Source organism: Roseovarius tolerans (genome assembly GCF_900109855.1).
Lineage (GTDB): Bacteria > Pseudomonadota > Alphaproteobacteria > Rhodobacterales > Rhodobacteraceae > Roseovarius > Roseovarius tolerans.
In genome coordinates this window covers 22433-41078 of record NZ_FOBO01000015.1, presented here as the reverse complement: position 1 = coordinate 41078, position 18646 = coordinate 22433, and the positions used below count along the sequence as shown (strand labels likewise).

Here is an 18646-nt window from a genome sequence, read left to right as displayed (position 1 = left end):
GTCGCGCGACAGCGGATAAAAGGCGTCAGATTTCCGAAGATGCAGGAGAAGGCACCATGGCCGGCCATTCCAAATGGGCGAATATTCAACACCGCAAGGGGCGGCAGGATGCCGTGCGGGCGAAACTTTTCTCCAAGTTTTCCAAGGAGATCACCGTCGCCGCCAAGATGGGCGACCCGGACCCCGACAAGAACCCGCGCCTGCGCCTCGCGATCAAGGAAGCCAAGGCGCAATCCATGCCCAAGGACAATATCGAGCGCGCCATCAAGAAGGCGTCAGGCGGCGATGCCGAGGATTATGAAGAAATCCGGTACGAAGGGTACGGACCCAACGGCGTCGCGGTGATCGTCGAGGCGATGACCGACAACCGCAACCGCACCGCATCGACCGTGCGGTCGACTTTTTCCAAGAACGGCGGCAACTTAGGCGAGACCGGCAGCGTCGGTTTCATGTTCGAGCGCAAGGGCGAGATCACCTATCCCGCTGAGGTGGGCGATGCCGACACAGTCATGATGGCCGCGATCGAGGCCGGCGCCGAGGATGTCGAGAGCGTCGAAGACGGTCACGTGATCTGGTGCGCCGATACCGATCTCAATGATGTGTCCAATGCGCTCGAGGCGGAACTCGGCGAGAGCACATCGACCAAGCTGGTGTGGAAGCCCACCACCACCACCGAGATGGACCTCGAGAACATGGAAAAGCTGATGAAGCTGATCGAGGCGCTGGAGGATGACGATGACGTGCAGCGCGTCACCACCAATTTCGAGGCCTCGGACGAGGTGATGGAGCAACTTTGACGGCTGCTCTTTCGGGCTGAGTATTTCTGGCAAGATGACATAAGGGCCGCTCTTTTTGGGCGGCCCTTTGCGTCAGTCGGGGGGCAGCAGCCCGGTGCGCCCTGCGCGGCGCAGCGCGCGGGTGACAGGGCGGAGTGCCGTGCTCATCAGGCGCGAGGATTGCCAGTAGAGCGGGGTGTCGAGCGGTGTGTCGGGGATGAGCGCGCGCAACGTGCCATCTGCGAGATCCTGCGCCACGAGCGGCTCGGGGTTCATGCCCCACCCGAGGCCGAGCCGGGCCGCGGTGGCGAAACCCTCGGACGACGGCAGCCGGTGGCAGGGCGGGGTGAGCGCGGCCCCGGTGGCATGTGTGATCCAGCGATGTTGCAGCTGATCGCGGCTGTCGAATTGCAGCATTGGGGCGAGAGCGAGGGTATCATCAGTAACGCCTGCGCTAAAGTGGCGGTCAATAAAGGTGGGGCTGGCGGTGGCGATATAGCGCAAGCGCCCCAGCGGTGTCACATCGCAGCCCGGCAGCGGGGCCGCGCGCGAGGTGAGCGCGCCCAGCACCTCGCCCCGGGTGAGCCGGTCATGGGCCGTGTCTTGATCCTCGATCACCAGATCGAAGAGATGGCCCGATAACTGAGCAAGCGCGTCGGGCAGCCATGTGGCGAGGCTGTCGGCGTTGATCGCGAGGCGCAGCCGGGTTTGCGGTGCGGGAGCGAGGCCCGCCAGATCCCGGGCGAGCCGGGCGTCAAGCAGTGCCACCTGATCGGCATGCGCGGCGAGGCGCTGGCCCGCCTCGGTCGCCGTGCAGGGAGTGGTGCGGTGAACCAACTGCGCGCCGATACGCGATTCGAGCGCCTTGATCCGCTGCGAGATCGCAGATTGGGTGACGCCGAGATGCCGCGCTGCGGCTTCGAAGCTGCCGGTCTGCAGGATCGCCGTCAGGGTGGTGAGGTGATCGGACGGGAGAGGCATCAGATGTACTTATACTGAGTAAACATAGTGAATTTGGATAATGTGATGTGGCGCGGTAGGCAAGCCGTGGCGCGGGTGACGGCCTCGGGTTTTCGAGTATTTTTGCCAAGAAGAAGGGGCAGGGGCATGCAGGCAGGGCTGGCGGGGTTTGCGTTGGGGTTTTCGCTCATTCTCGCGATCGGGGCGCAGAATGCCTTTGTTCTGCGGCAGGGATTGCGGCGCGAGCATGTGCTGGCGGTGGTGCTGGTCTGTGCCTTTTCCGACGCGGTGCTGGTGGCGGCGGGGGTCAGCGGGTTCGGTGCGCTGGCCGAATTGGTGCCGGGGCTGGAGCGGGTGATGCGCTATGGCGGGGCGGCGTTCCTGCTGATTTATGGCGCGCGCAGCTTCTGGGCCGCGTGGCGCGGCGGGGCCGTGTTGGAGGCAGGCCATGGTGCGGGCAGCCTGCGGCGTGCGGTGCTGACCTGTCTGGCGCTGACCTGGCTCAACCCGCATGTCTATCTCGATACGGTGGTGCTTCTGGGCACGATTTCTGCGCAATACGAGGATCGGCTGGCATTCGGCATCGGCGCGGTCTGCGCGAGTTTTGTGTTCTTCTTTGCTCTTGGCTATGGCGCGCGGTTGCTGGCCCCGGTCTTTCGTCGTCCGGGCAGTTGGCGGGTGCTCGACGCCGGGGTGGGGGCGGTGATGTGGGCGATCGCCGCGAACCTTCTGACCGGCTGAGCCTGCACAGGGTCTGTGCGGGGCTGGCGGCTGAGCGGCGGGCGTGATCGTGCTATGATGGAGAATAGCATGGAGGATGCGCGATGAGCTGGAACCCGACAGTTGAGCCGGTCTGCCCCGATGCGGGGCCTGATGCGATAGAGACGGTGATCGTGCCGCGCGCCCGCGATATCGGCGGGTTCGAGGTGCGCCGGGCGCTGCCCGCGCCACGACGGCAGATGGTCGGGCCGTTCATCTTTTTCGACCAGATGGGCCCGGCGGAGTTTCTGACCGGGCAGGGCATCGACGTGCGCCCGCATCCGCATATCGGTCTTGGCACGGTCACCTACCTGTTCGACGGCGAATTTCAGCATCGCGACAGTCTGGGGACCGATCAGATGATTCATCGCGGAGCCGTCAACTGGATGGTGGCGGGACGCGGCGTGACCCATTCGGAACGCACGAGCGACGCCACCCGGCGCGGTGAAAGCAGGCTCTTTGGTATCCAGACTTGGGTGGCCCTGCCGGACGCCGAGGAAGAGCGGAGCGCCAGTTTCGAGCATCACGGTAAGGACGCGCTGCCGCTGCTGGAGGAGGGCGGCGCGCAGGCGCGGCTGATCATGGGGCGGGCGTGGGGTGCGACGGCGCCGGTCAGCACCTTCACCGACATGTTCTATGCCGATGTCCGGCTGGAGCCTGGGGCAGGCCTGCCGCTGCCCGAGGATCACGAGGATCGCGGAGTTTACGTGATCGCGGGTGCGGTCGAGGTGGCGGGTCAGGTGTTCGAGGCCGGGCAGATGATGGTCTTTCGACCCGGTGACCGGATCAGTATGCGCGCGGGTGAGGCCGGGGCGCGACTGATCGTCTTGGGCGGTGAGACGCTAAGCGGGCCGCGCTATATCTGGTGGAATTTCGTGGCCTCCAGCCGTGAGAAGATCGAAGCGGCCAAGGCGGATTGGGCGACGGGGGACTGGGCCGAGGGGCGGTTCCGACTGCCGCCGGGAGATGACGCCGAGTTCATTCCTCTGCCCTAAGCCATGCAGATAGCGGGACTTGGTGTTGCGCATGGCGCATGAGAAAGCAGGTCGGGCGTGCTCGACAGATGATGCGCGGCGTGAGTTAATGCATGCCATGAGCGCGAAAGACGGTATTTCGGCGGAGGCCGCCGCGCGTCCCGGATGGGGCGTGTTCTGGATGGTGGTGACGGGGCTACTCTTTGTGGGGGTCACGGCGCTGGTGAAGGTTCTGGGCACGCGGGTACCTGCCCCGCAGGCGGCGTTCCTGCGGTATGCGATGGGCCTGATCTTCTTGCTGCCGCTGCTGACCACGCTGCGCGATCTGCGGCTCGACCGGGGCACTTGGGGGTTGATCGGCGCTCGTGGCGCGTTTCATACTCTGGGAGTCGGGCTGTGGTTCTATGCGATGGCGCGCATTCCCATCGCGGATGTGACGGCCATGAATTACCTGTCGCCGATCTATGTAACACTCGGAGCGGCGCTTTTCCTTGGCGAGACGCTGGCGGCGCGCCGGGTGATGGCGGTGGTGGTGGCGCTCTGCGGTGCGCTTATCATCCTGCGGCCGGGGTTTCGCGAGGTGGGCACCGGGCACCTGGCGATGCTGTTCACCGCAATCTTTTTCGGCGGCTCTTATCTGCTGGCCAAGATGATATCGGGTCGGATCAGCGCCGGGGTGGTCGTGGCGATGCTGTCGATCACCGTGACGGTCGGTCTGGCCCCGATGGCCTGGGCGGTGTGGGTCACGCCGACATGGTGGGAATTGGGGGTGCTGTTCTGCGTGGCCTGTCTTGCGACGGGGGGACATTACACGATGACGCTGGCGTTTCGGTCGGCCCCGTTGACGGTGACGCAGCCGGTGACGTTTCTGCAACTGGTCTGGGCTGTGCTGTTGGGCGCGCTGGTCTTTGGCGAGGGTGTCGATATCTTCGTGGTGCTGGGTGGCACGGTCATCGTCGGCTCGGTCAGCTTCATCTCTTGGCGCGAGGCGGTGCTCAAGCGGCGGGTAACGCCGCCGGTGTCGGCGACCAAGGTGTGAGCGTGCGGGCGTTGGCGGCTCAGCCCAGCATGATGCCCACCACCACCATCATCAGGCCAAGCACCGACAGGAACAAGGCGCCGGTATTGAGCGGCATGACCCTTTGAATTGTGGCGCGCAGGTCGGTGTCGGATTGACCTGCGCGGCGGGCCTTCCAGACGGTGAGGATACACCACACCAATCCCACCAGTCCGCCAAGCGATAGCGCGGCTCCGAGCCAGATCAGGATTTCCATGGCGAGTTCTCTCCTTGGTCAGAAGACTGTTGCGCCTGCGCGTAAGCGAAAGCGCTGCGCCCTGCAAGCCCTGCGCGCAGATGCCGCTTGCATGGCGACCCGCGCACGGCTAGTCATGCGCCCTGTCCAGAGCGGAGGCCCCCAATGAACGATATGACGTCCGACAGCACCTATCGCGTGACCGCAGATGAGCTGCGCCAGTTCATCGAGCGGTTCGAGCGTCTGGAAGCCGAGAAGAAAGACCTCGCCGACCAGCAGAAAGAGGTCATGGCCGAGGCCAAGGCGCGCGGCTATGACACCAAAGTCATGCGCAAGGTGATCGCGCTGCGTAAACGCGACAAGGACGACATCGCCGAGGAAGAGGCGGTGCTGGAAATGTACAAGGAAGCTCTGGGCATGGCGTGATGCCGGCGCGGTGCATTGACACCAACGACATTTGATACCTGATCCAAAGGCTGCGGTCGGTCTTGCCCGCAGCCATTTTTCCTGACCATGGGGGCAAGATCGTCAGTGGCGTGCCGACGATCAACGTCTGCTGACATTCGCTGCTCTCTTGTGCGATTGGCCCGCTGCATGGCGTGATGCAGTGCTCAGGTGGCAATCATCTACGGGAGGTTGGTCAGCCGCAGTAGCGGGATCGCACGTCATGGCGCGGTCGCGCAAGTGGCTCATGGAACATGGGCTCGCCGTCGATGAGATCACCCTTGCCGCGCGGTCCCTGATCTGCCCGCCGGTCGAGAGGTGAACGCGCGGGAGATGCAAACCCCGGTCTGAAGGACTGGCAAATGAACTGATCCTTGCGCGCGGCGCGCGTGATCTCGTCGGATGTGCCGGGCGTCAGCGTTACGATATGGCCCGCCTTGGTGCCCAGACCGCGCGTCTCGAAGGTCAGCGGGCGACGCAGGTCAAAGCGGTGGGTCGCCTCGCCTTGTCCGAACAGAACATCCTCGCCCTGCCACTCCGTGCCCGTGGCAAAGCGCAGGCGGAATGTGCCCGGCGGCACCAGTACCCTGAAGAACGCGCCGCCCTCGATATAGGCGGCAAGCGCGGCCTCGCCGGTCTGCGTGTCGATCAGGGTCAGGTGATAGTCCGGCCCAGGTGGTGTCTTGACCTGAAGCGGAAACACCGCCGGCAGGCCGGTGCGATTCCACAACAACCCGGCAGGCGGTTGGGCCGAAGTTGTGGTCTGGCCGCTCTCGGCGAGGACCGGAACGCCGCCGAAGAGCAGCGCAAGCATCAGTGCCAGGGGCCGTATGCTGAGTCTTTGGGTCACCACCCACCTCGTCTTTGCTGCATAACTATTCCACCGCTGCGCACGGCAGACGTCAGGCTGAGGGTAACACGTGTCGCAGGGCGGGTGAATGCCCGGTCAGGGCGTGATCATCTGCACCCCGTCGATGCGCTGGATCTCGTAGAGATCCTCGTCGTAAAGATCGCTGAGGCGTGCAACGATCTCGTCGGTCCAGCCGGGCGCGTCGAGTTCTTCCTCGATCGCCTCTTCGTCGGCGAACTTGTCGAGGAAGGCCGCGATCACACGGCGTTTCTGCACCTCGGTCATGTTGGGATGTGCCTGCAGATAGGTGTTAAAGCGCTGCCGCCCCGGCTTTGTCATGATCTCGGACAGCAGCGCGAATTCTCCCGCGATCGGCACTGTGGCATCAATCCCAGCCATCTCGCGCACGATCTGCGACCAGATCAGCGGTGTATCCTCATTGCACCAGACGGTGATCGGCATGTCGGGATGGGCGCTGCGAATCCGTGCGATCAACTCGGACCAGCGCATGTCGGCGGGATCGTTGTCGTTGAGAAGGCGCGCGATGGAAGTGTAGGGCGTGCCGTGCAGCAAGGCGGGCAGGAACATCGCCGGGTTGCGCAGCCCGAGAAAAAGCTCGATCTCGTCGCCCGCGAAAATCTGCCGAAAGAGGCTGAGCCGCATATCCGCCGCCGGGTAGAGGATCGGCCCGCCGACCGCCATCTTGGGCGTGCCGAAGAATCCCTGGTTGGAGAGCACGAGCCTGTCGGTGACGTCCTCGGTGCTGATCGCGTCGATCACCACGTCGCGCGCATCGCCCGCAAGCCCCGCATCCTGCGCCTGCTGAAGGATGTCGCGCAAAAGTTTGCGATAGCTGGGCGGCGGCGGCACGTTGGTGCCGAACCGCGCGAGGGTGTCGCGATTTTCGGCGAGGCAGGCAATCAGCCTGTCCTCATCCGTCATATGTGCGCCTGCGTGGAGTGCGACCTGCATGGGGACCTTGCGCCTCTTTCTTTGGTTCATTGGCCAATATAAGGGGTTTTGGGCGGAGTGAAACCGCAATCCCCATGCGGTGGCACCGGGCACAAACCCTCTTGAACCGCCGTGGATTCATCGCTAATGACGCGCTCGTGCCCCTATAGCTCAGCTGGTAGAGCAACTGATTTGTAATCAGTAGGTCCGCGGTTCGAGTCCGTGTGGGGGCACCAGTAAAATCCTGAAATCATTATAATTCCCGCTTTTGCGTCCGCATGTCCGTCCCGGCGTTGGTCGTTTTCGTGGCGGGGCGTTCCGGCTCAATCGCTCTGATGCACCTGCCGGGCACGTCTTGAACAGGGGTGCGAACGATCGTTCGGCGGACAGTCCGAGGCGCGGCATGGGCGTGGTGTGAGCAGGGACGCGGCAGTCGGGTGGATGTACTTGACTCTTTTGCTCGTGAATTGATATAATGACATCACCCGTGCGCTACGCCGTGCGCGTAACTCACTCTCTCAGCCAGCCTCGTGCCAGCCTCGTGATCCGAATGCCCCTTATGAGCGGGGCGGAAAGGAGCTGTCATGACCGTGCCGTGCCGGGGACGCATCTGCCATACCTTCGCTGCCATTCTCGCGCTGGCGGGCGGGGCCGCACCGGAGCCCGCGCAAGCCGCCGAGAGAGTGGCTCTGACGATCACCCTCAACGCCGCCGCCGCGACCGAAGCAGGCGGGTGTCGGCTGAGCTTTGTCATCCGCAACGATCTGGGGACGGCGATCGACAGTCTTGTTGCCGAGGCGGTGTTGTTCGACGCCGAGGGGCGCGTGACCACCATGACCCTGTTTGATTTCGGGGCCGTGCCCGAGGGGCGGCCACGGGTTCGGCAATTCGATTTGGCGGGGCAGGGCTGTGACGCCATAGGCGGGGTTCTGATCAACGGCATCGGTACCTGCGAGGGGAACGGCCTGTCACCTGCCGCATGTGTGGACGGGCTACGCCTGGCAAGCGAGACACGGATCAAGGTGACGGGATGACCCGGATGGATGCGATGCTCGCGCGGCTTGCCGCGCTGATCGAGATGGGCGGGCCGGTGATCGCGATCATCGCCTGCCTTTCGGTGGTGACGCTTGCGGTGATCCTCTACAAGTTGTGGCAGTTCCACGCTTCGGGCGTGGGGCGGCATCATGCGTTGCGTGCTGCCGTGGCTGAGTGGGATCAGGGCGAGAGCAATGCCGCACGCCGCACTCTGGAGGCCTCACGCAGCTATCTTGCGCCGGTCATTGCCCGCGCCTTTGCCGCTGACCCGCGCAACCGCGCTGCGCTCCGGCGCATCGAGGCCGAGGCCGAGGCGCGGTTTTCCCGACTCGAACGTGGTTTTCGCTTTCTTGATACGGTGGCGCAGGTGGCACCTCTGCTGGGGCTCTTCGGCACGGTTCTGGGCATGATAGAGGCGTTTCAGGCGCTGCAATCGGCGGGGGCGCAGGTCGATCCGTCGCTGCTCGCGGGGGGGATCTGGGTGGCGCTGCTGACCACGGCTGCCGGATTGGCGGTGGCGATGCCCGCCTCGGTGGTGCTGTCGTGGTTCGAATCGCGCATCGCTGAGGAACGGGCGCTTGCCGATCATGCGCTGAGCGTCGTGCTGGGCCCTGATCTGCAGCGGGCCGCGAAGCCAATGCCGCAGGGTCGGGCGGTGCCCCAGGATGCCTAGGGCGGCGTTCCGGCGGCGCAAGCTGTCACTCACCTCGCTGATCGACGTGATCTTTTGGCTGTTGTTGTTCTTCATGCTGTCTTCGACGTTCTCGCAATATGCCGAGGTCGACCTGGCCACGGCGGGGGCAGGGCATGGGGCCGTGTCCGGGACACCTCCGATCTTCTTGCAATTGCGCCAAGACAGCCTGCGCGTGAACGCGCAGGAGGTGCCGTTCGACGCATTGGCCGGGGCGCTTGCGCCGCTGATTGAGGGAGAGACACGGGCGCTGGTCAGCACCGGCGTGCAGGTCACGTCGCAGCGGCTCACCGATCTGCTCATCGCCTTGCGCGGGGTGCCGGGGCTCTCGGTGCAGGTGCTGGTGCCGTCATGAAAGCCGACCGTCCCCGCCGCGAGCCGACGATCGCTCTGATCAACATCGTTTTCCTGATGCTCATCTTCTTCATGGCCGCTGCCACGCTCGCGCCGCCGCTCGATGGTGCGCTGAAGCTGGTGCGCACCGCCGATCTGGAGGGGCGCGCGCCGCCTGACGCACTCGTGGTCCATGCCGACGGGCGGCTGGCCTATCGCGGCGCGGCGGTGGCGGATGCGGCGGCCTACATGGCACAGGTCTGGCCCGAGGAGATCGTGCGCATTGTCCCCGATGCCGCGCTGCCTGCGCCCGACCTGATCCGGCTGGGCGAGGCGTTGCGTCGCGCGGGGGCTCGCCGCGTGGTGATGGTGACCGAGCAGGGGCTACCATGATCTGCACGTCGCGCCTGATGCTGTCGTTTTGCGTGGCCATTGCCGTGGTGTTGCACGGGCTGGGGGCATGGCGCATGGAGACACGCCCGCAGGTCACAAGCGAAGGCGGGGCAGGCGCGTCCGAGGTGGTTCTGGGCAGCGCCTTTGCCGATATGGTTGCGGGGACGGCGCAGCCCGTGTCGAACAGCACGGTGACGCCCAACCGAGAAGCGGAGCACGTGGCACGGTCGGTTGAGGCCCCGGCTGTGCGGGCGACCCCTGTCGAGCAGGTGACGAAATCGGTCGAGCCCGCAAGGGCAGATCAGGTTGCGCCGGTCCGGCCCGCCGTGGCCACGGTGCCGGTGCTGTCTGCACGCCAGTCTAGTCCGGTCGAGGCAGCACCACCCGTCGCAGCCGCTCCATCGTCGCGCACCTCCGCCGAGGTTGCGCCGAAACAGACGGTCGAGGCTGTGCCGGAGACCATGGACGGGGTGCAGGTCTCGCGCCGCCCACAGGCGCGGCCCCGCGAGATCGAGCAACAAACCATGGTCCGGCAGACCCCCGAACCCGCGCGCAAGGCCGAGGTGCAGGGCCGGTCCGGCAACAATGCCACGCGCGATGCAACCCGGGGCAGCACCACGGGGCGCGACACTGCCGCCGCGACCCGGGCAGGCCGCGAGACCGCGATAAAAAGCGACGAACCGGGCACCGCTGCCGCGAGCAGTTATCCCGGCGAGGTGATGCGACATCTTGCCCGCGTGCCGCGCCCGCGTGCCGAGGCCCGGGGGGCCGCGCTGGTGCAGTTCAGCATCGCGGCCGGTGGTCGGCTTGCCTCGGTGGGATTGGCGCAGTCCTCGGGGTCCACCCGGCTCGATCGCGCCGCATTGACCGTGGTGCAGCGCGCGGCTCCGTTTCCCGCGCCCCCTGCCGGCGCACAGCGCAGGTTCTCCGTCAGGATTAAGGGAAGGTAGAGCCGTTTCGTACGGTCAATGTTAAACTTCCGGACCCTGTGACCGTTGATCCATGTACCAACCTCACGGAGGAAGAATGTCACACCATGAATTCGTCTCGGCGCGCTTGCCTGCCAATGAGGACCGTCGCGTTTCGGCGGTCAGGCGCACCGGCTTGATGGGCACCGCCAATAAGGCGCGCTTTGATATCTATACCCGCGTGTTCAAGCACATCGCGGGGGTGCCGGTCGCCTATACCGGCCTCCTTGACGAGGCCCGACAATATTTCCTGTCGGAGAATTTTACGGGCTGCCTGACAGGCGTAAGCGAGGTGGCTCGCGAGGAGACGTTATGCCAGCACGCGCTGCTTGACACAAAACCCTACATCGTGCCGGATTTGCGCGAGAATGACGTGTTTCGCCATCACCCTCTGGTGACAGGTGATCCGCATTGGGTGTTCTGGGCGGGCTTTCCGCTGGTGACGCAGGAGGGCTATGTGCTGGGCACGATCTGTGCCGTCGATTTCGAGCCGAGGCAGATGTCTTCGGAGCAGGTTGATCTGCTGCGCGGGGTTGCTGCGGACATGGCGCTGACGATCCAGATGCAGGCCGATCAGCAGGAGATGCTGGCCGAGAAATGCGCAGGCGTGCTTGACGCGCTTGCCGGGGCAGAGATCGTAGATATCTCGACGGCGCGGGCATTTCTGGGGCTTTGCATGAACGGACCCATCGACAAGACCGGGCGCGCCCGGCTGGTGCAGGCCGGGCTGGCCATCGAGGAGGGGGCCGGTCTTGCGCTGTCGGCCGAGGGCAACACGCTACGGACCGGGCAGGGGCTCGGTCCAGCGGCATACAAGGTCAAGGCATCGCCGATCCGCGATGCTGATCTGCTTGATGCGATGTTCGAAATGATGGACGAGGCGGAAACCTGAGCATGTACAGCAAAATCTACAACCTGAAATTCACGTCGATCACCGAGGCCAAGAACGGCGTATCGTTCCTGTCGGAAGAGATCGGCGGGGCGATCCTCGAATCGAATATCGCCAGCCTGAGCATTCTTCTGGACAAGGAAGGCTTGGTTGTCGTGACCATCCGTTTCGACACGTTGGAGGACATGAACCAATTCGTTAAGCGAAAGTTCGAGGTGTTCGACAGCCTGAAGATGTCGTTCTCACTGCGCTACTCGGAGCGGTCGGCGGTCGCCGTCTATACCTTTGATCGTGAAGCCAGCAGCGTCGCCTGAACGGTCGGGGCCGCGTGTCAGCCCTGATGCTCGGCCCCGATCCCCTGGAACATGGCGCGCAGATCGACGGTGCTGTCGACGCCGATGCGATCATGGAAGGTGTCGAGCCATGTCGCCGCCGTCTCGCGTCCGATGTCGCGCAGGCGGGTGAGGAAGGCCCATTCCACGTTCATCTTGGACGATGCCCCGATCGGCTTGAGCGCGTCCTCGTTCTCGATCAGGTGGACCTTGACGGGGCGATAGTGATCGGTCGAGAGCTTGCCCTGCGCGATCAGCCGGTCGACGAAGTCGATGGCGCGCAGTTCCTTGAGAAGGCTGGCGTTGAAGCTGATCTCGTTCAGCCGATTCTCGATCTCCTGCGCCGAGCGCGGCACGCCCTTCCGCTCGACGGGGTTGATCTGGACGACGACAATGTCGTCGGTGCCGGTCTTGCCGTAGAGCGGAAACAGCGCCGGGTTGCCCATGTAGCCGCCGTCCCAATAGGGCACGCCGTCGATCTCGACTGCGCGGTAGAGATGTGGCAGGCAGGCCGAGGCCATGACCATATCCGCCGTCAGGTCCTCACGCGGGAAAACCTTGACGCGTCCGGTCTCGACATTGGTGGCCGAAACGAACAGCTCGAACGCCGTGCATTTGCGCACCATCTCGAAGTCGATGCTCTCCTCGACCAGGTCGCGCAGCGGATTGATGTTCATCGGGTTGAGTTGGTAGGGCGACGCGACGCCCGTCAGCGCGTTCATGAAGTGGTAGAACGGGTTGTTCTCCAGCCCCCAGTTGCCGGTCAGTCGGTCCATCGGCGTGCGTCGGAGGGGGGTGTGTTGCGCACTCGTGCTCATGGCGCGCCAGAAGTGATCAAGCGCGGCGCGTGCGCCTTCGGGGCCGGCGCGGGTATAGCCGTCGGCCAGTGCCACGGCGTTCATCGCTCCCGCCGAGGTGCCCGAGACGCCCGCGATGCGCAGGCGTCCATCCTCCAGCAGATAGTCGAGCACACCCCAGGTGAAGGCACCGTGCGCGCCGCCGCCCTGAAGGGCGAGGTTGATCGGCTTTTGGTTCTTCGGCATGGGGCGCCCTTTCTTGCTGCATTGCGGCATGTGCCGTCATAGCCGAAATCGGCGCGGGGCTGTAGGGGGAATGGCCCGGTGCCGTGTCACAGACACATGTGTGCATCACTCGTCATAGCCGGTCATCTCCAGATAACCGGCGACGGAATGGCTCCCGCTGATGGTCACCGGCCGTTCCCGATAGGGCACCGAGGAGGTCATCCAGGCATCGGGATTGATCGCCTGGACCGTCGCGTCGAGCCCGCACGCGGGGGCTCACCGGACCGTGGCAATGGCGCTGAAAACCGCTGTCAGCACCAGCAAGGGGGTATAAGCGCGCGGCCGGGGGAGGCACGCCTTTGAGCATGGGCGGGGATGTGGTGGTTTCCCCTTTTATGACCAGTCGGGTGTTGCGACACACGCATTACGGGTTATGCTGAGTGCCGCGAACCAGGAAAACGGCCGCAAGCGACGGCCGTTCAAGGGAGGAAACAATGATGATTCGACCAACCCAACGCGCCTTGGCCAGCCTGAGCGCAGGGGCCATCGCCACCGTGATCGGCGCAAGCCCCGCGCTTGCGCAATCCGGCATGAACACCACGAGCCTGCAACACGAGATCGTGCTCGATGGGCTCGACAGCCCGTGGGACATGGCCTTTCTCGAGGATGGCACGATGTTCTTCACCGAGAAATGCGACGGCCTCTCGGTCCGGATGCCCGACGGCACCGTGAATGCGCTTCTGGGCATGTCGGGCAGCGAGGACTATACCTCGACCGCCGGGGATCTTGTCTGCGAAGGGCAAGCGGGCATGATGGGCGTCGCAATCGACCCCGGTTTCTCCGAGAACCGCCGGATCTATGTCTATTCGACCTCCGAGAAATCCGATCCGCGCACCAACCGCCTGATGCGCCTCGTGGTGAACGAGGATTTCACCGACGTGTCAGAGCGCACCGATATTGTCGATGACGTGCCCTACAAGGTGGAGGCCAGCGATCACCCGTTCGGCGGCCCCGGCGCGCATAATGGCGGGCGCGTGCGCTTTGGCCCCGACGGGGCGCTGTGGCTGACCACGGGCGACAACCACAATCCGGAGATCCCGCAAAGCCCGACGATGATGGGCTCCAAGGTGCTGCGGCTCGATACCGACGGCAATGCCCATAAAGACAACACGCCGCCTGAAGGTTTTGACAATCGGACCTATACCTATGGCCACCGCAACGTGCAGGGCATCGCCTTTCACCCCGCCACGTCCACGCCGATCGTGGCTGAACACGGACCCTGGCATTCGGACGAGATCACGGTTTTGCAGAATGGCGGGAATGGCGGCTGGGATCCGCGCGACAACATGGCCGGGCGCGGCGACTGCCCGGATGGGTATTGCGGCTACATGCCCAACCAGTCGGAGGGCATGAACCGCTACGAGCGCGCCTCGTTCATGCCGATGACCGATTTCGAGACCTACCCCGACGCAATGCCGCCGATCTGGACCAACAATGGCTGGTCGCAGGGCACCTCTGCGGCGGCGTTCCTGGAGGGTGAGCAATGGGGCGACTGGGACGGCGCCCTGGCGGTCAGCCTGATGGGCATCGGCTTTGGCGGCACGCCGATCGGACAGCGTATCGATGTGATCGAGCTCGACGAGGAGATATCCGTGGTCGATGTCACCGAAATGACCCTGCCGATGCAATCGGGCCGCTTCCGCGCGCTGGTTCTGGGGCCGGATGGCAGTCTCTATACCGCCATGGAAGAAGGCTCGATCCACAAGCTCACACCTGGCGGCTAAGGGTCAGCCGGTCACGCCGCAGATCGTGCCGCGTGACCGGATCACTCCTCGTAGCCGGTCATTTCCAGATAGCCGGTGCCGGTGTGGCTGCCGTTGATGGTCACCGGCCCCTCCCAATAGGGCACCGAGGTCGTCATCCAGGCATCGGGGTTGATCGCCCGGACCGTCGCGTTCAGGCCTTGTTCGGGCAGGCGCACCTGCCACTCGACCGGCACCTCTCGCCCGGTGACCTCGTGCCATGAGAGCGGCGTTGCGGAAAACGCCCCATCGGGCAAGGCGGTCACCGCGCCTTGGGCGGTGATCCAGGTGCCAGCAGTGAAATCGCTGGCCCCGCGCAGCACGAAGCCCATCAACTTGTCACCGCTGTCGAACGAGAGCGAGAACCAGTCCCAGCCGTCCTGATCCTCGGCCAGCGGTTGCGAGGACCATTCCCGGTCGAGCCACGCCTGCCCTGTGACCGCGACATCGCCCTCGGGCAGTGTCAGCGTGCCGTTGAGATCGTAGAGGGGCTGCGAATAGTAATAGCTGGCTTGTCCCGCCGCCGATTTCACCGAATAGCCGTCCTGCCCATGCAGAACCAGCGGGCCGGTAGCTGCGAGATCGACATCATAGGCAAAATCCGGGCCCGACGCGGTAAGGGTGAGCGTATCGAAATTCGGGCCCTGCATGGCCCAATCGTCGATCCATGCCTGAAACGGCGCGGGTTCCACCCCCGCCTGACCGATGCCGCCGCGCGCAAGCCGTTCGGCCACGTGATGCGCCTCTGGCGTGGTCACGGCGGCATGGCCCATCCAAAGCTGCGGCGTGTCCCAACCCTCGCCATCCCTCGGGGCGAGGGCGGAGCGAAAGAGCGTCCATTGCAGCCCGTAGGGAGTGCCGTCAGGGCCGGTCATGTTGGCGGTCAGATACCACCATTCGATGCGATAGGCGGGGTGTGGGCCGTGATCGGCGGGAAACTCCAGCGCGCGGTCCGGCTGCGGCGTGGCAAAGCCGTCGGCGGTGGTGCCCAGCCCGGCAAAGCCCTGCGCCATGGTCTGTGCGGGCAGAAAAAGCAGCAGAAAAAGCGTCTTAACGTTCATTGCGGAACACTCCGAGTAGCTGCGCGGGCGGGGTGCGCGACAGCCGCCATGCGGGCCAGCTTGCCGCCAACGCCGCCGCCAGCAGCGCCAGCCCGGTCAGCCGCAGGTAATCGAGCGGAAAGAGATACATCGGCAGCCGCCAGCCAAACGCCTCTACATTGACCACCGCCAGAAGCGCCCAGGCAAGCGCCAGGCCCAAAGGCAAAGCGAGCGCGGCGGTGAGCGCCGCGAGCACCACCGCGCGCAAAAGATCGAGCCGCGCGAGACTGCGGCGGGTGAGGCCGAGCGCCCAGACCGGGGCCAGTTGCGGCAGGCGCATTGCGGCGAGGGTCAGCAGGCTCATCAGGATGGCGAAGCCCGCCACCGCCAACGTGAGCACGTTGAGCGCGGTGGTGACGGTGAAGGTGCGCTCGAACACCGCGAGCGACATGCGCTTGAGTGCGGCCTGATCCGTCATCGCGGCCTGCGGAATACCGGCCTCCTTCAGCGCATCGCGCAGGGCTGCGACCTGGCCGGGGTCGCTGCGCAGGCCGAAACGCAGGGCGGTCACCTCGGGGTGGAGATCGCGAAAGAGCGGCTCGGTCACGATCACCTGCCCGATGGGATTGCCGTAATCGCCGTAAATCCCCAGCACGGGCAAGCCTGTGCCAAGCGCGATGGTCACCTCATCGCCAAGGCTCAGATCGGAGCGGCGGAACATCTGCTCGTTGATCAGCACGCCCTCGCCGCGCGCGAGCCTGTCCCAAGGGTTTGGAACGGCGTCCAGGAACTGCCAATTGTCGCGATAGGTCGCATGATCGCGCGCGGCATAGACCTTGGCGGGCATCCCGGCGACCTGCCGCTCGGTCGACAAAAGCGGCAGCAATGCATCGGCGTGATCGCGCGCCACCTCACGGATCATGTCGGCCTGCGCGGCATCCGCAGCCCTAACGTAAAGCTCCGAGGCGAGACGCTGATCGAGAAAGCCGGTGAAGGTCAGCCGGAAGGACGACACCATGGTGGAGACGCCGACATTCGCCGCCATCGCCAGCAAGAGCGCCATCAGTGCCAGCGACAGCCCCGGCACCTGTTGCCGTGTGTCGGCCCAGAACCACTCTGCGGTGGCGCTGCGCGCGGGTGTCTCGGCCCATCTCAGCACCAGCCCCAACAGCGGCGGCAACGCAAGCGCCCCGCCGATCAACAGCGCGCCGAGCATGGCAAAGCCCGCAAGCAGACCGTCACCCCAGAGAGCGAGCGCTCCAGAGAGAACAAGGAGCAATGCCGCAATCGTTGCCTGACCCACCCCTGACCGCGCCATCATCAGGGCCCGCGGCTGTGCCCCGCTCAGAAGTGGCATGCGCGCCAATGACCAGAGCGCACCGCTTGCGGCCAGCGCCGTGCCGCCCAAGGCGATGCCCAGACCCGAGAGCCACCAGACGGGGCGCAGGCTGAGTTGCCCCGCTACATCCGCGCCATAGAGGCCGCGCAGAGTGGCGGCCACATCTGGCAGGAGGGCCGCCGCGATGAGATAACCGAGCGCCACGCCGATCCCGCCCGCAAGCAGTGCCAGTAGCGCCAGTTCGACCGCCATGAGGAGGATCAGCCGTCGCAGCGGCACGCCGAGGGCGCGCAGGGTCCTCACCATCGGGCGGCGCTGCTCGAATGCAAGACCGATCGCGCCCTGCACGATGAAGAGGCCAACGGCGAAGGACAACAGACCGAAGGCGGTGAGGTTGAGATGAAAGCTGTCGGTGAGCCGCGCCACGTCTCCGCCCTCCTGTGGGGCGCTGCGGATGAGATCGGGGGCAATGTCCGACAGCGGGCGCCGTGTGAGAGGCTGGTCCGGCAGGACGATCAGTCGGTCGATTTGCCCCTCGCGATCCAGGAGGCGCTGCGCCACGCCGATATCGGTCAGCGCAGTGTTCGGCGCCACATCGGGGGCGGTCACCGGCTCAGCTGCCAGATCCGGCAGGCGGGTGAGCGTGTCGGAACGGGCGAAGACCTGACCGCTGCCTGAGAGGAACGCACCGAGATCAGCCTCGCCGCCCGCCCGCACCGGCCCCAGCCCGCCGGGGGCGGTCAGCGGCTCCAGCCCGATAAGGCGCACGCCATCGATGCGCCCTTCGATCACCGGCGAGACGGCCCAACCGCCGCGGCGCAGGGCGACATACGTCTCTTGCGGGATCGCGCCACCGTCCCGCGCGGTGATTTGCGCATACTGCCCGTCGCCCAAGGTGGCCGCCGCTGCGTCATAGCTGGCGCGCGCCTCGGCGTTGATCGCCTGCACGCCCGACCAGAGCGCGGTGGCGAGCGCCAGACCGGCCAGCAAGGTAATCAGCTGCAATGGGTTGCGCCGCCAATGCGACAGCAGCGCCGATAGGATGACGCGGCTCATGTCAGCTGCCCGGCGCGCAGATGCAACCGCCGGGGCAGGCGGGCGGCGAGCCGTTCGGAATGGGTGACGAGGATGAGGCCTGCGCCGGTTTCCTCGACCAGTTCCTGCAGGAGGCTCATGACCGCATCGGAACTCGCCTCGTCGAGATTGCCGGTCGGCTCGTCTGCCAGCACAAGCTTCGGCCCGGCGGCAAGGGTGCGGGCGATGGCCACGCGCTGTTGTTGCCCGCCCGACAGCTGTTCGGGATATTTGTGGAGATGCTTCTGCAAGCCGAGGCGCGTCGCCAATTCGGCATCGCGCGCTGGATCATGCCGCCCGGCCAACCGCGCCTGAAAGGCGATGTTGGCCGCCACCGTCAGCGACGGGATCAGGTTGAACTGCTGAAAGATCACCCCGACGGTGCCGCGCCGCAATCCCGCGCGCCCCGAATCGTCAAGCGGGGTGAGATCGGTGCCGTCGATCTCGACCCGCCCGCTATCGGCGGTGTCGAGCCCGCCGATCAGGTGCAAAAGCGTGCTCTTGCCCGAACCCGACTCGCCAGTGAGCGCCAGCTTCCCGCCGACGTCGAGATCCAGTGAGACCCCGTGCAGCACCGGGGTTTCGGTGTCCGGATAACTTTTGGTGACGGTATCGAGGTGCAGCAGCATGGCGTCTCCTTCGGGAAGCCAGATAAACCGTAAGCCACGGATGGGAAGGCGGAAAGGGGCCTTATCGCGCGCCCCGGCCTGCGACGCATCGCCCGTTGAATCGGGCCGGTGTCGGCTTAGCTGAACACTCCG

Annotated in this window: 21 protein-coding genes, 1 tRNA gene and 1 pseudogene; 14 read left to right on the top strand and 9 right to left on the bottom strand. The window is 65.2% G+C overall.

The annotated features are described in order from the left end of the window. The first annotated feature begins 56 nt into the window (after positions 1-56). Complete coding sequence (locus BMX04_RS14260; protein WP_074787589.1) at positions 57-797, top strand: YebC/PmpR family DNA-binding transcriptional regulator; 741 nt, start codon at positions 57-59, stop codon at positions 795-797. A gap of 72 nt (positions 798-869) precedes the next feature. Here the strand turns inward: BMX04_RS14260 and BMX04_RS14255 are convergent, their stop codons facing one another. After that, positions 870-1757: a LysR family transcriptional regulator ArgP gene (locus tag BMX04_RS14255; protein WP_074787588.1), complete on the bottom strand. Its 888-nt coding sequence runs from the start codon at positions 1755-1757 to the stop codon at positions 870-872. 126 nt (positions 1758-1883) lie between these two features. On the opposite strand from BMX04_RS14255, the gene BMX04_RS14250 reads away from it, so the two are divergent. The 3 genes from BMX04_RS14250 to BMX04_RS14240 all read left to right on the top strand — a co-directional run bounded on the left by BMX04_RS14250 (position 1884) and on the right by BMX04_RS14240 (position 4508). Next, entirely contained in the window at positions 1884-2477 is a 594-nt protein-coding gene (locus tag BMX04_RS14250) for a LysE/ArgO family amino acid transporter (RefSeq protein WP_074787586.1), read from the top strand. A gap of 83 nt (positions 2478-2560) precedes the next feature. After that, on the top strand, positions 2561-3490 hold the full coding sequence (locus tag BMX04_RS14245) for a pirin family protein (protein WP_074787584.1): 930 nt from the start codon (positions 2561-2563) through the stop codon (positions 3488-3490). Between the two features lie 97 nt (positions 3491-3587). Next, on the top strand, positions 3588-4508 hold the full coding sequence (locus BMX04_RS14240) for a DMT family transporter (protein WP_074787649.1): 921 nt from the start codon (positions 3588-3590) through the stop codon (positions 4506-4508). Between the two features lie 19 nt (positions 4509-4527). Here the strand turns inward: BMX04_RS14240 and BMX04_RS14235 are convergent, their stop codons facing one another. After that, a complete protein-coding gene (locus BMX04_RS14235) occupies positions 4528-4743 on the bottom strand; it encodes a hypothetical protein (RefSeq protein WP_050661117.1) in 216 nt (71 codons plus the stop codon). A gap of 144 nt (positions 4744-4887) precedes the next feature. Here BMX04_RS14235 and BMX04_RS14230 point away from each other — a divergent pair, with 144 nt between their 5' ends. Further along, positions 4888-5148, top strand: a complete 261-nt coding sequence (locus BMX04_RS14230; protein WP_050661118.1) for a DUF2312 domain-containing protein — start codon at positions 4888-4890, stop codon at positions 5146-5148. A gap of 214 nt (positions 5149-5362) precedes the next feature. On the opposite strand, the gene BMX04_RS19675 is transcribed toward BMX04_RS14230, so the two are convergent. Both BMX04_RS19675 and BMX04_RS14220 read right to left on the bottom strand, forming a co-directional pair. Then, complete coding sequence (locus BMX04_RS19675) at positions 5363-5980, bottom strand: hypothetical protein (RefSeq protein ID WP_074787582.1); 618 nt, start codon at positions 5978-5980, stop codon at positions 5363-5365. A 132-nt stretch (positions 5981-6112) separates the two neighbouring features. Further along, positions 6113-6988, bottom strand: coding sequence for a hypothetical protein (locus BMX04_RS14220; RefSeq protein ID WP_074787580.1), 876 nt, complete (start codon positions 6986-6988; stop codon positions 6113-6115). A gap of 139 nt (positions 6989-7127) precedes the next feature. On the opposite strand from BMX04_RS14220, the gene BMX04_RS14215 reads away from it, so the two are divergent. From BMX04_RS14215 to BMX04_RS14180, 8 genes are all read left to right on the top strand, one after another. Further along, positions 7128-7203 (top strand) — tRNA-Thr (locus BMX04_RS14215). Between the two features lie 348 nt (positions 7204-7551). Beyond that, the gene (locus BMX04_RS14210; RefSeq protein WP_074787578.1) at positions 7552-8001 is read left to right on the top strand and encodes a hypothetical protein; all 450 of its coding nucleotides are present in this window, start codon (positions 7552-7554) and stop codon (positions 7999-8001) included. Next, the gene (locus BMX04_RS14205) at positions 7998-8675 is read left to right on the top strand and encodes a MotA/TolQ/ExbB proton channel family protein (protein ID WP_074787576.1); all 678 of its coding nucleotides are present in this window, start codon (positions 7998-8000) and stop codon (positions 8673-8675) included. Before BMX04_RS14210 ends, BMX04_RS14205 begins: the two co-directional genes overlap by 4 nt. Beyond that, positions 8668-9048, top strand: a complete 381-nt coding sequence (locus BMX04_RS14200) for an ExbD/TolR family protein (protein ID WP_074787574.1) — start codon at positions 8668-8670, stop codon at positions 9046-9048. Before BMX04_RS14205 ends, BMX04_RS14200 begins: the two co-directional genes overlap by 8 nt. Next, the gene (locus BMX04_RS14195) at positions 9045-9419 is read left to right on the top strand and encodes an ExbD/TolR family protein (RefSeq protein WP_074787572.1); all 375 of its coding nucleotides are present in this window, start codon (positions 9045-9047) and stop codon (positions 9417-9419) included. The genes BMX04_RS14200 and BMX04_RS14195 overlap by 4 nt, the downstream gene beginning before the upstream one ends. Continuing rightward, positions 9416-10369, top strand: a complete 954-nt coding sequence (locus BMX04_RS14190) for a TonB family protein (RefSeq protein WP_074787570.1) — start codon at positions 9416-9418, stop codon at positions 10367-10369. The genes BMX04_RS14195 and BMX04_RS14190 overlap by 4 nt, the downstream gene beginning before the upstream one ends. Positions 10370-10445: 76 nt before the next feature. Continuing rightward, complete coding sequence (locus BMX04_RS14185) at positions 10446-11279, top strand: GAF domain-containing protein (RefSeq protein WP_074787568.1); 834 nt, start codon at positions 10446-10448, stop codon at positions 11277-11279. A 2-nt stretch (positions 11280-11281) separates the two neighbouring features. Then, the gene (locus BMX04_RS14180; protein ID WP_074787566.1) at positions 11282-11590 is read left to right on the top strand and encodes a hypothetical protein; all 309 of its coding nucleotides are present in this window, start codon (positions 11282-11284) and stop codon (positions 11588-11590) included. 17 nt (positions 11591-11607) lie between these two features. On the opposite strand, the gene BMX04_RS14175 is transcribed toward BMX04_RS14180, so the two are convergent. Further along, on the bottom strand, positions 11608-12651 hold the full coding sequence (locus tag BMX04_RS14175; protein WP_074787564.1) for a patatin-like phospholipase family protein: 1044 nt from the start codon (positions 12649-12651) through the stop codon (positions 11608-11610). Positions 12652-12756: 105 nt separating this feature from the next. Continuing rightward, a pseudogene (locus BMX04_RS14170) lies at positions 12757-12903 on the bottom strand (lipocalin family protein); the annotation flags it as partial. A gap of 224 nt (positions 12904-13127) precedes the next feature. Here BMX04_RS14170 and BMX04_RS14165 point away from each other — a divergent pair. After that, positions 13128-14414: a PQQ-dependent sugar dehydrogenase gene (locus BMX04_RS14165; protein ID WP_074787648.1), complete on the top strand. Its 1287-nt coding sequence runs from the start codon at positions 13128-13130 to the stop codon at positions 14412-14414. Positions 14415-14455: 41 nt separating this feature from the next. On the opposite strand, the gene BMX04_RS14160 is transcribed toward BMX04_RS14165, so the two are convergent. Genes BMX04_RS14160 through BMX04_RS14150 form a run of 3 tightly spaced genes read right to left on the bottom strand, consistent with a single transcriptional unit; the run spans position 14456 to position 18514 of the window. Further along, positions 14456-15493 carry a lipocalin-like domain-containing protein gene (locus BMX04_RS14160; RefSeq protein ID WP_074787562.1) on the bottom strand — a complete coding sequence of 346 codons (1038 nt, stop codon included), beginning with the start codon at positions 15491-15493 and terminating at the stop codon, positions 14456-14458. Next, positions 15483-17867: an FtsX-like permease family protein gene (locus tag BMX04_RS14155; RefSeq protein ID WP_074787560.1), complete on the bottom strand. Its 2385-nt coding sequence runs from the start codon at positions 17865-17867 to the stop codon at positions 15483-15485. Before BMX04_RS14155 ends, BMX04_RS14160 begins: the two co-directional genes overlap by 11 nt. Next, on the bottom strand, positions 17864-18514 hold the full coding sequence (locus BMX04_RS14150) for an ABC transporter ATP-binding protein (protein ID WP_074787558.1): 651 nt from the start codon (positions 18512-18514) through the stop codon (positions 17864-17866). The genes BMX04_RS14155 and BMX04_RS14150 overlap by 4 nt, the downstream gene beginning before the upstream one ends. Positions 18515-18646 lie beyond the last annotated feature (132 nt).

Bases quoted from the DNA above. Each gene is read 5' to 3' on its own strand.
- BMX04_RS14260 (WP_074787589.1), top strand. From the start codon at position 57: ATGGCCGGCCATTCCAAATGGGCGAATATTCAACACCGCAAGGGGCGG.
- BMX04_RS14255 (WP_074787588.1), bottom strand. From the start codon at position 1,757: ATGCCTCTCCCGTCCGATCACCTCACCACCCTGACGGCGATCCTGCAG.
- BMX04_RS14250 (WP_074787586.1), top strand. From the start codon at position 1,884: ATGCAGGCAGGGCTGGCGGGGTTTGCGTTGGGGTTTTCGCTCATTCTC.
- BMX04_RS14245 (WP_074787584.1), top strand. From the start codon at position 2,561: ATGAGCTGGAACCCGACAGTTGAGCCGGTCTGCCCCGATGCGGGGCCT.
- BMX04_RS14240 (WP_074787649.1), top strand. From the start codon at position 3,588: ATGAGCGCGAAAGACGGTATTTCGGCGGAGGCCGCCGCGCGTCCCGGA.
- BMX04_RS14235 (WP_050661117.1), bottom strand. From the start codon at position 4,743: ATGGAAATCCTGATCTGGCTCGGAGCCGCGCTATCGCTTGGCGGACTG.
- BMX04_RS14230 (WP_050661118.1), top strand. From the start codon at position 4,888: ATGAACGATATGACGTCCGACAGCACCTATCGCGTGACCGCAGATGAG.
- BMX04_RS19675 (WP_074787582.1), bottom strand. From the start codon at position 5,980: ATGCTTGCGCTGCTCTTCGGCGGCGTTCCGGTCCTCGCCGAGAGCGGC.
- BMX04_RS14220 (WP_074787580.1), bottom strand. From the start codon at position 6,988: ATGCAGGTCGCACTCCACGCAGGCGCACATATGACGGATGAGGACAGG.
- BMX04_RS14210 (WP_074787578.1), top strand. From the start codon at position 7,552: ATGACCGTGCCGTGCCGGGGACGCATCTGCCATACCTTCGCTGCCATT.
- BMX04_RS14205 (WP_074787576.1), top strand. From the start codon at position 7,998: ATGACCCGGATGGATGCGATGCTCGCGCGGCTTGCCGCGCTGATCGAG.
- BMX04_RS14200 (WP_074787574.1), top strand. From the start codon at position 8,668: ATGCCTAGGGCGGCGTTCCGGCGGCGCAAGCTGTCACTCACCTCGCTG.
- BMX04_RS14195 (WP_074787572.1), top strand. From the start codon at position 9,045: ATGAAAGCCGACCGTCCCCGCCGCGAGCCGACGATCGCTCTGATCAAC.
- BMX04_RS14190 (WP_074787570.1), top strand. From the start codon at position 9,416: ATGATCTGCACGTCGCGCCTGATGCTGTCGTTTTGCGTGGCCATTGCC.
- BMX04_RS14185 (WP_074787568.1), top strand. From the start codon at position 10,446: ATGTCACACCATGAATTCGTCTCGGCGCGCTTGCCTGCCAATGAGGAC.
- BMX04_RS14180 (WP_074787566.1), top strand. From the start codon at position 11,282: ATGTACAGCAAAATCTACAACCTGAAATTCACGTCGATCACCGAGGCC.
- BMX04_RS14175 (WP_074787564.1), bottom strand. From the start codon at position 12,651: ATGCCGAAGAACCAAAAGCCGATCAACCTCGCCCTTCAGGGCGGCGGC.
- BMX04_RS14165 (WP_074787648.1), top strand. From the start codon at position 13,128: ATGATTCGACCAACCCAACGCGCCTTGGCCAGCCTGAGCGCAGGGGCC.
- BMX04_RS14160 (WP_074787562.1), bottom strand. From the start codon at position 15,493: ATGAACGTTAAGACGCTTTTTCTGCTGCTTTTTCTGCCCGCACAGACC.
- BMX04_RS14155 (WP_074787560.1), bottom strand. From the start codon at position 17,867: ATGAGCCGCGTCATCCTATCGGCGCTGCTGTCGCATTGGCGGCGCAAC.
- BMX04_RS14150 (WP_074787558.1), bottom strand. From the start codon at position 18,514: ATGCTGCTGCACCTCGATACCGTCACCAAAAGTTATCCGGACACCGAA.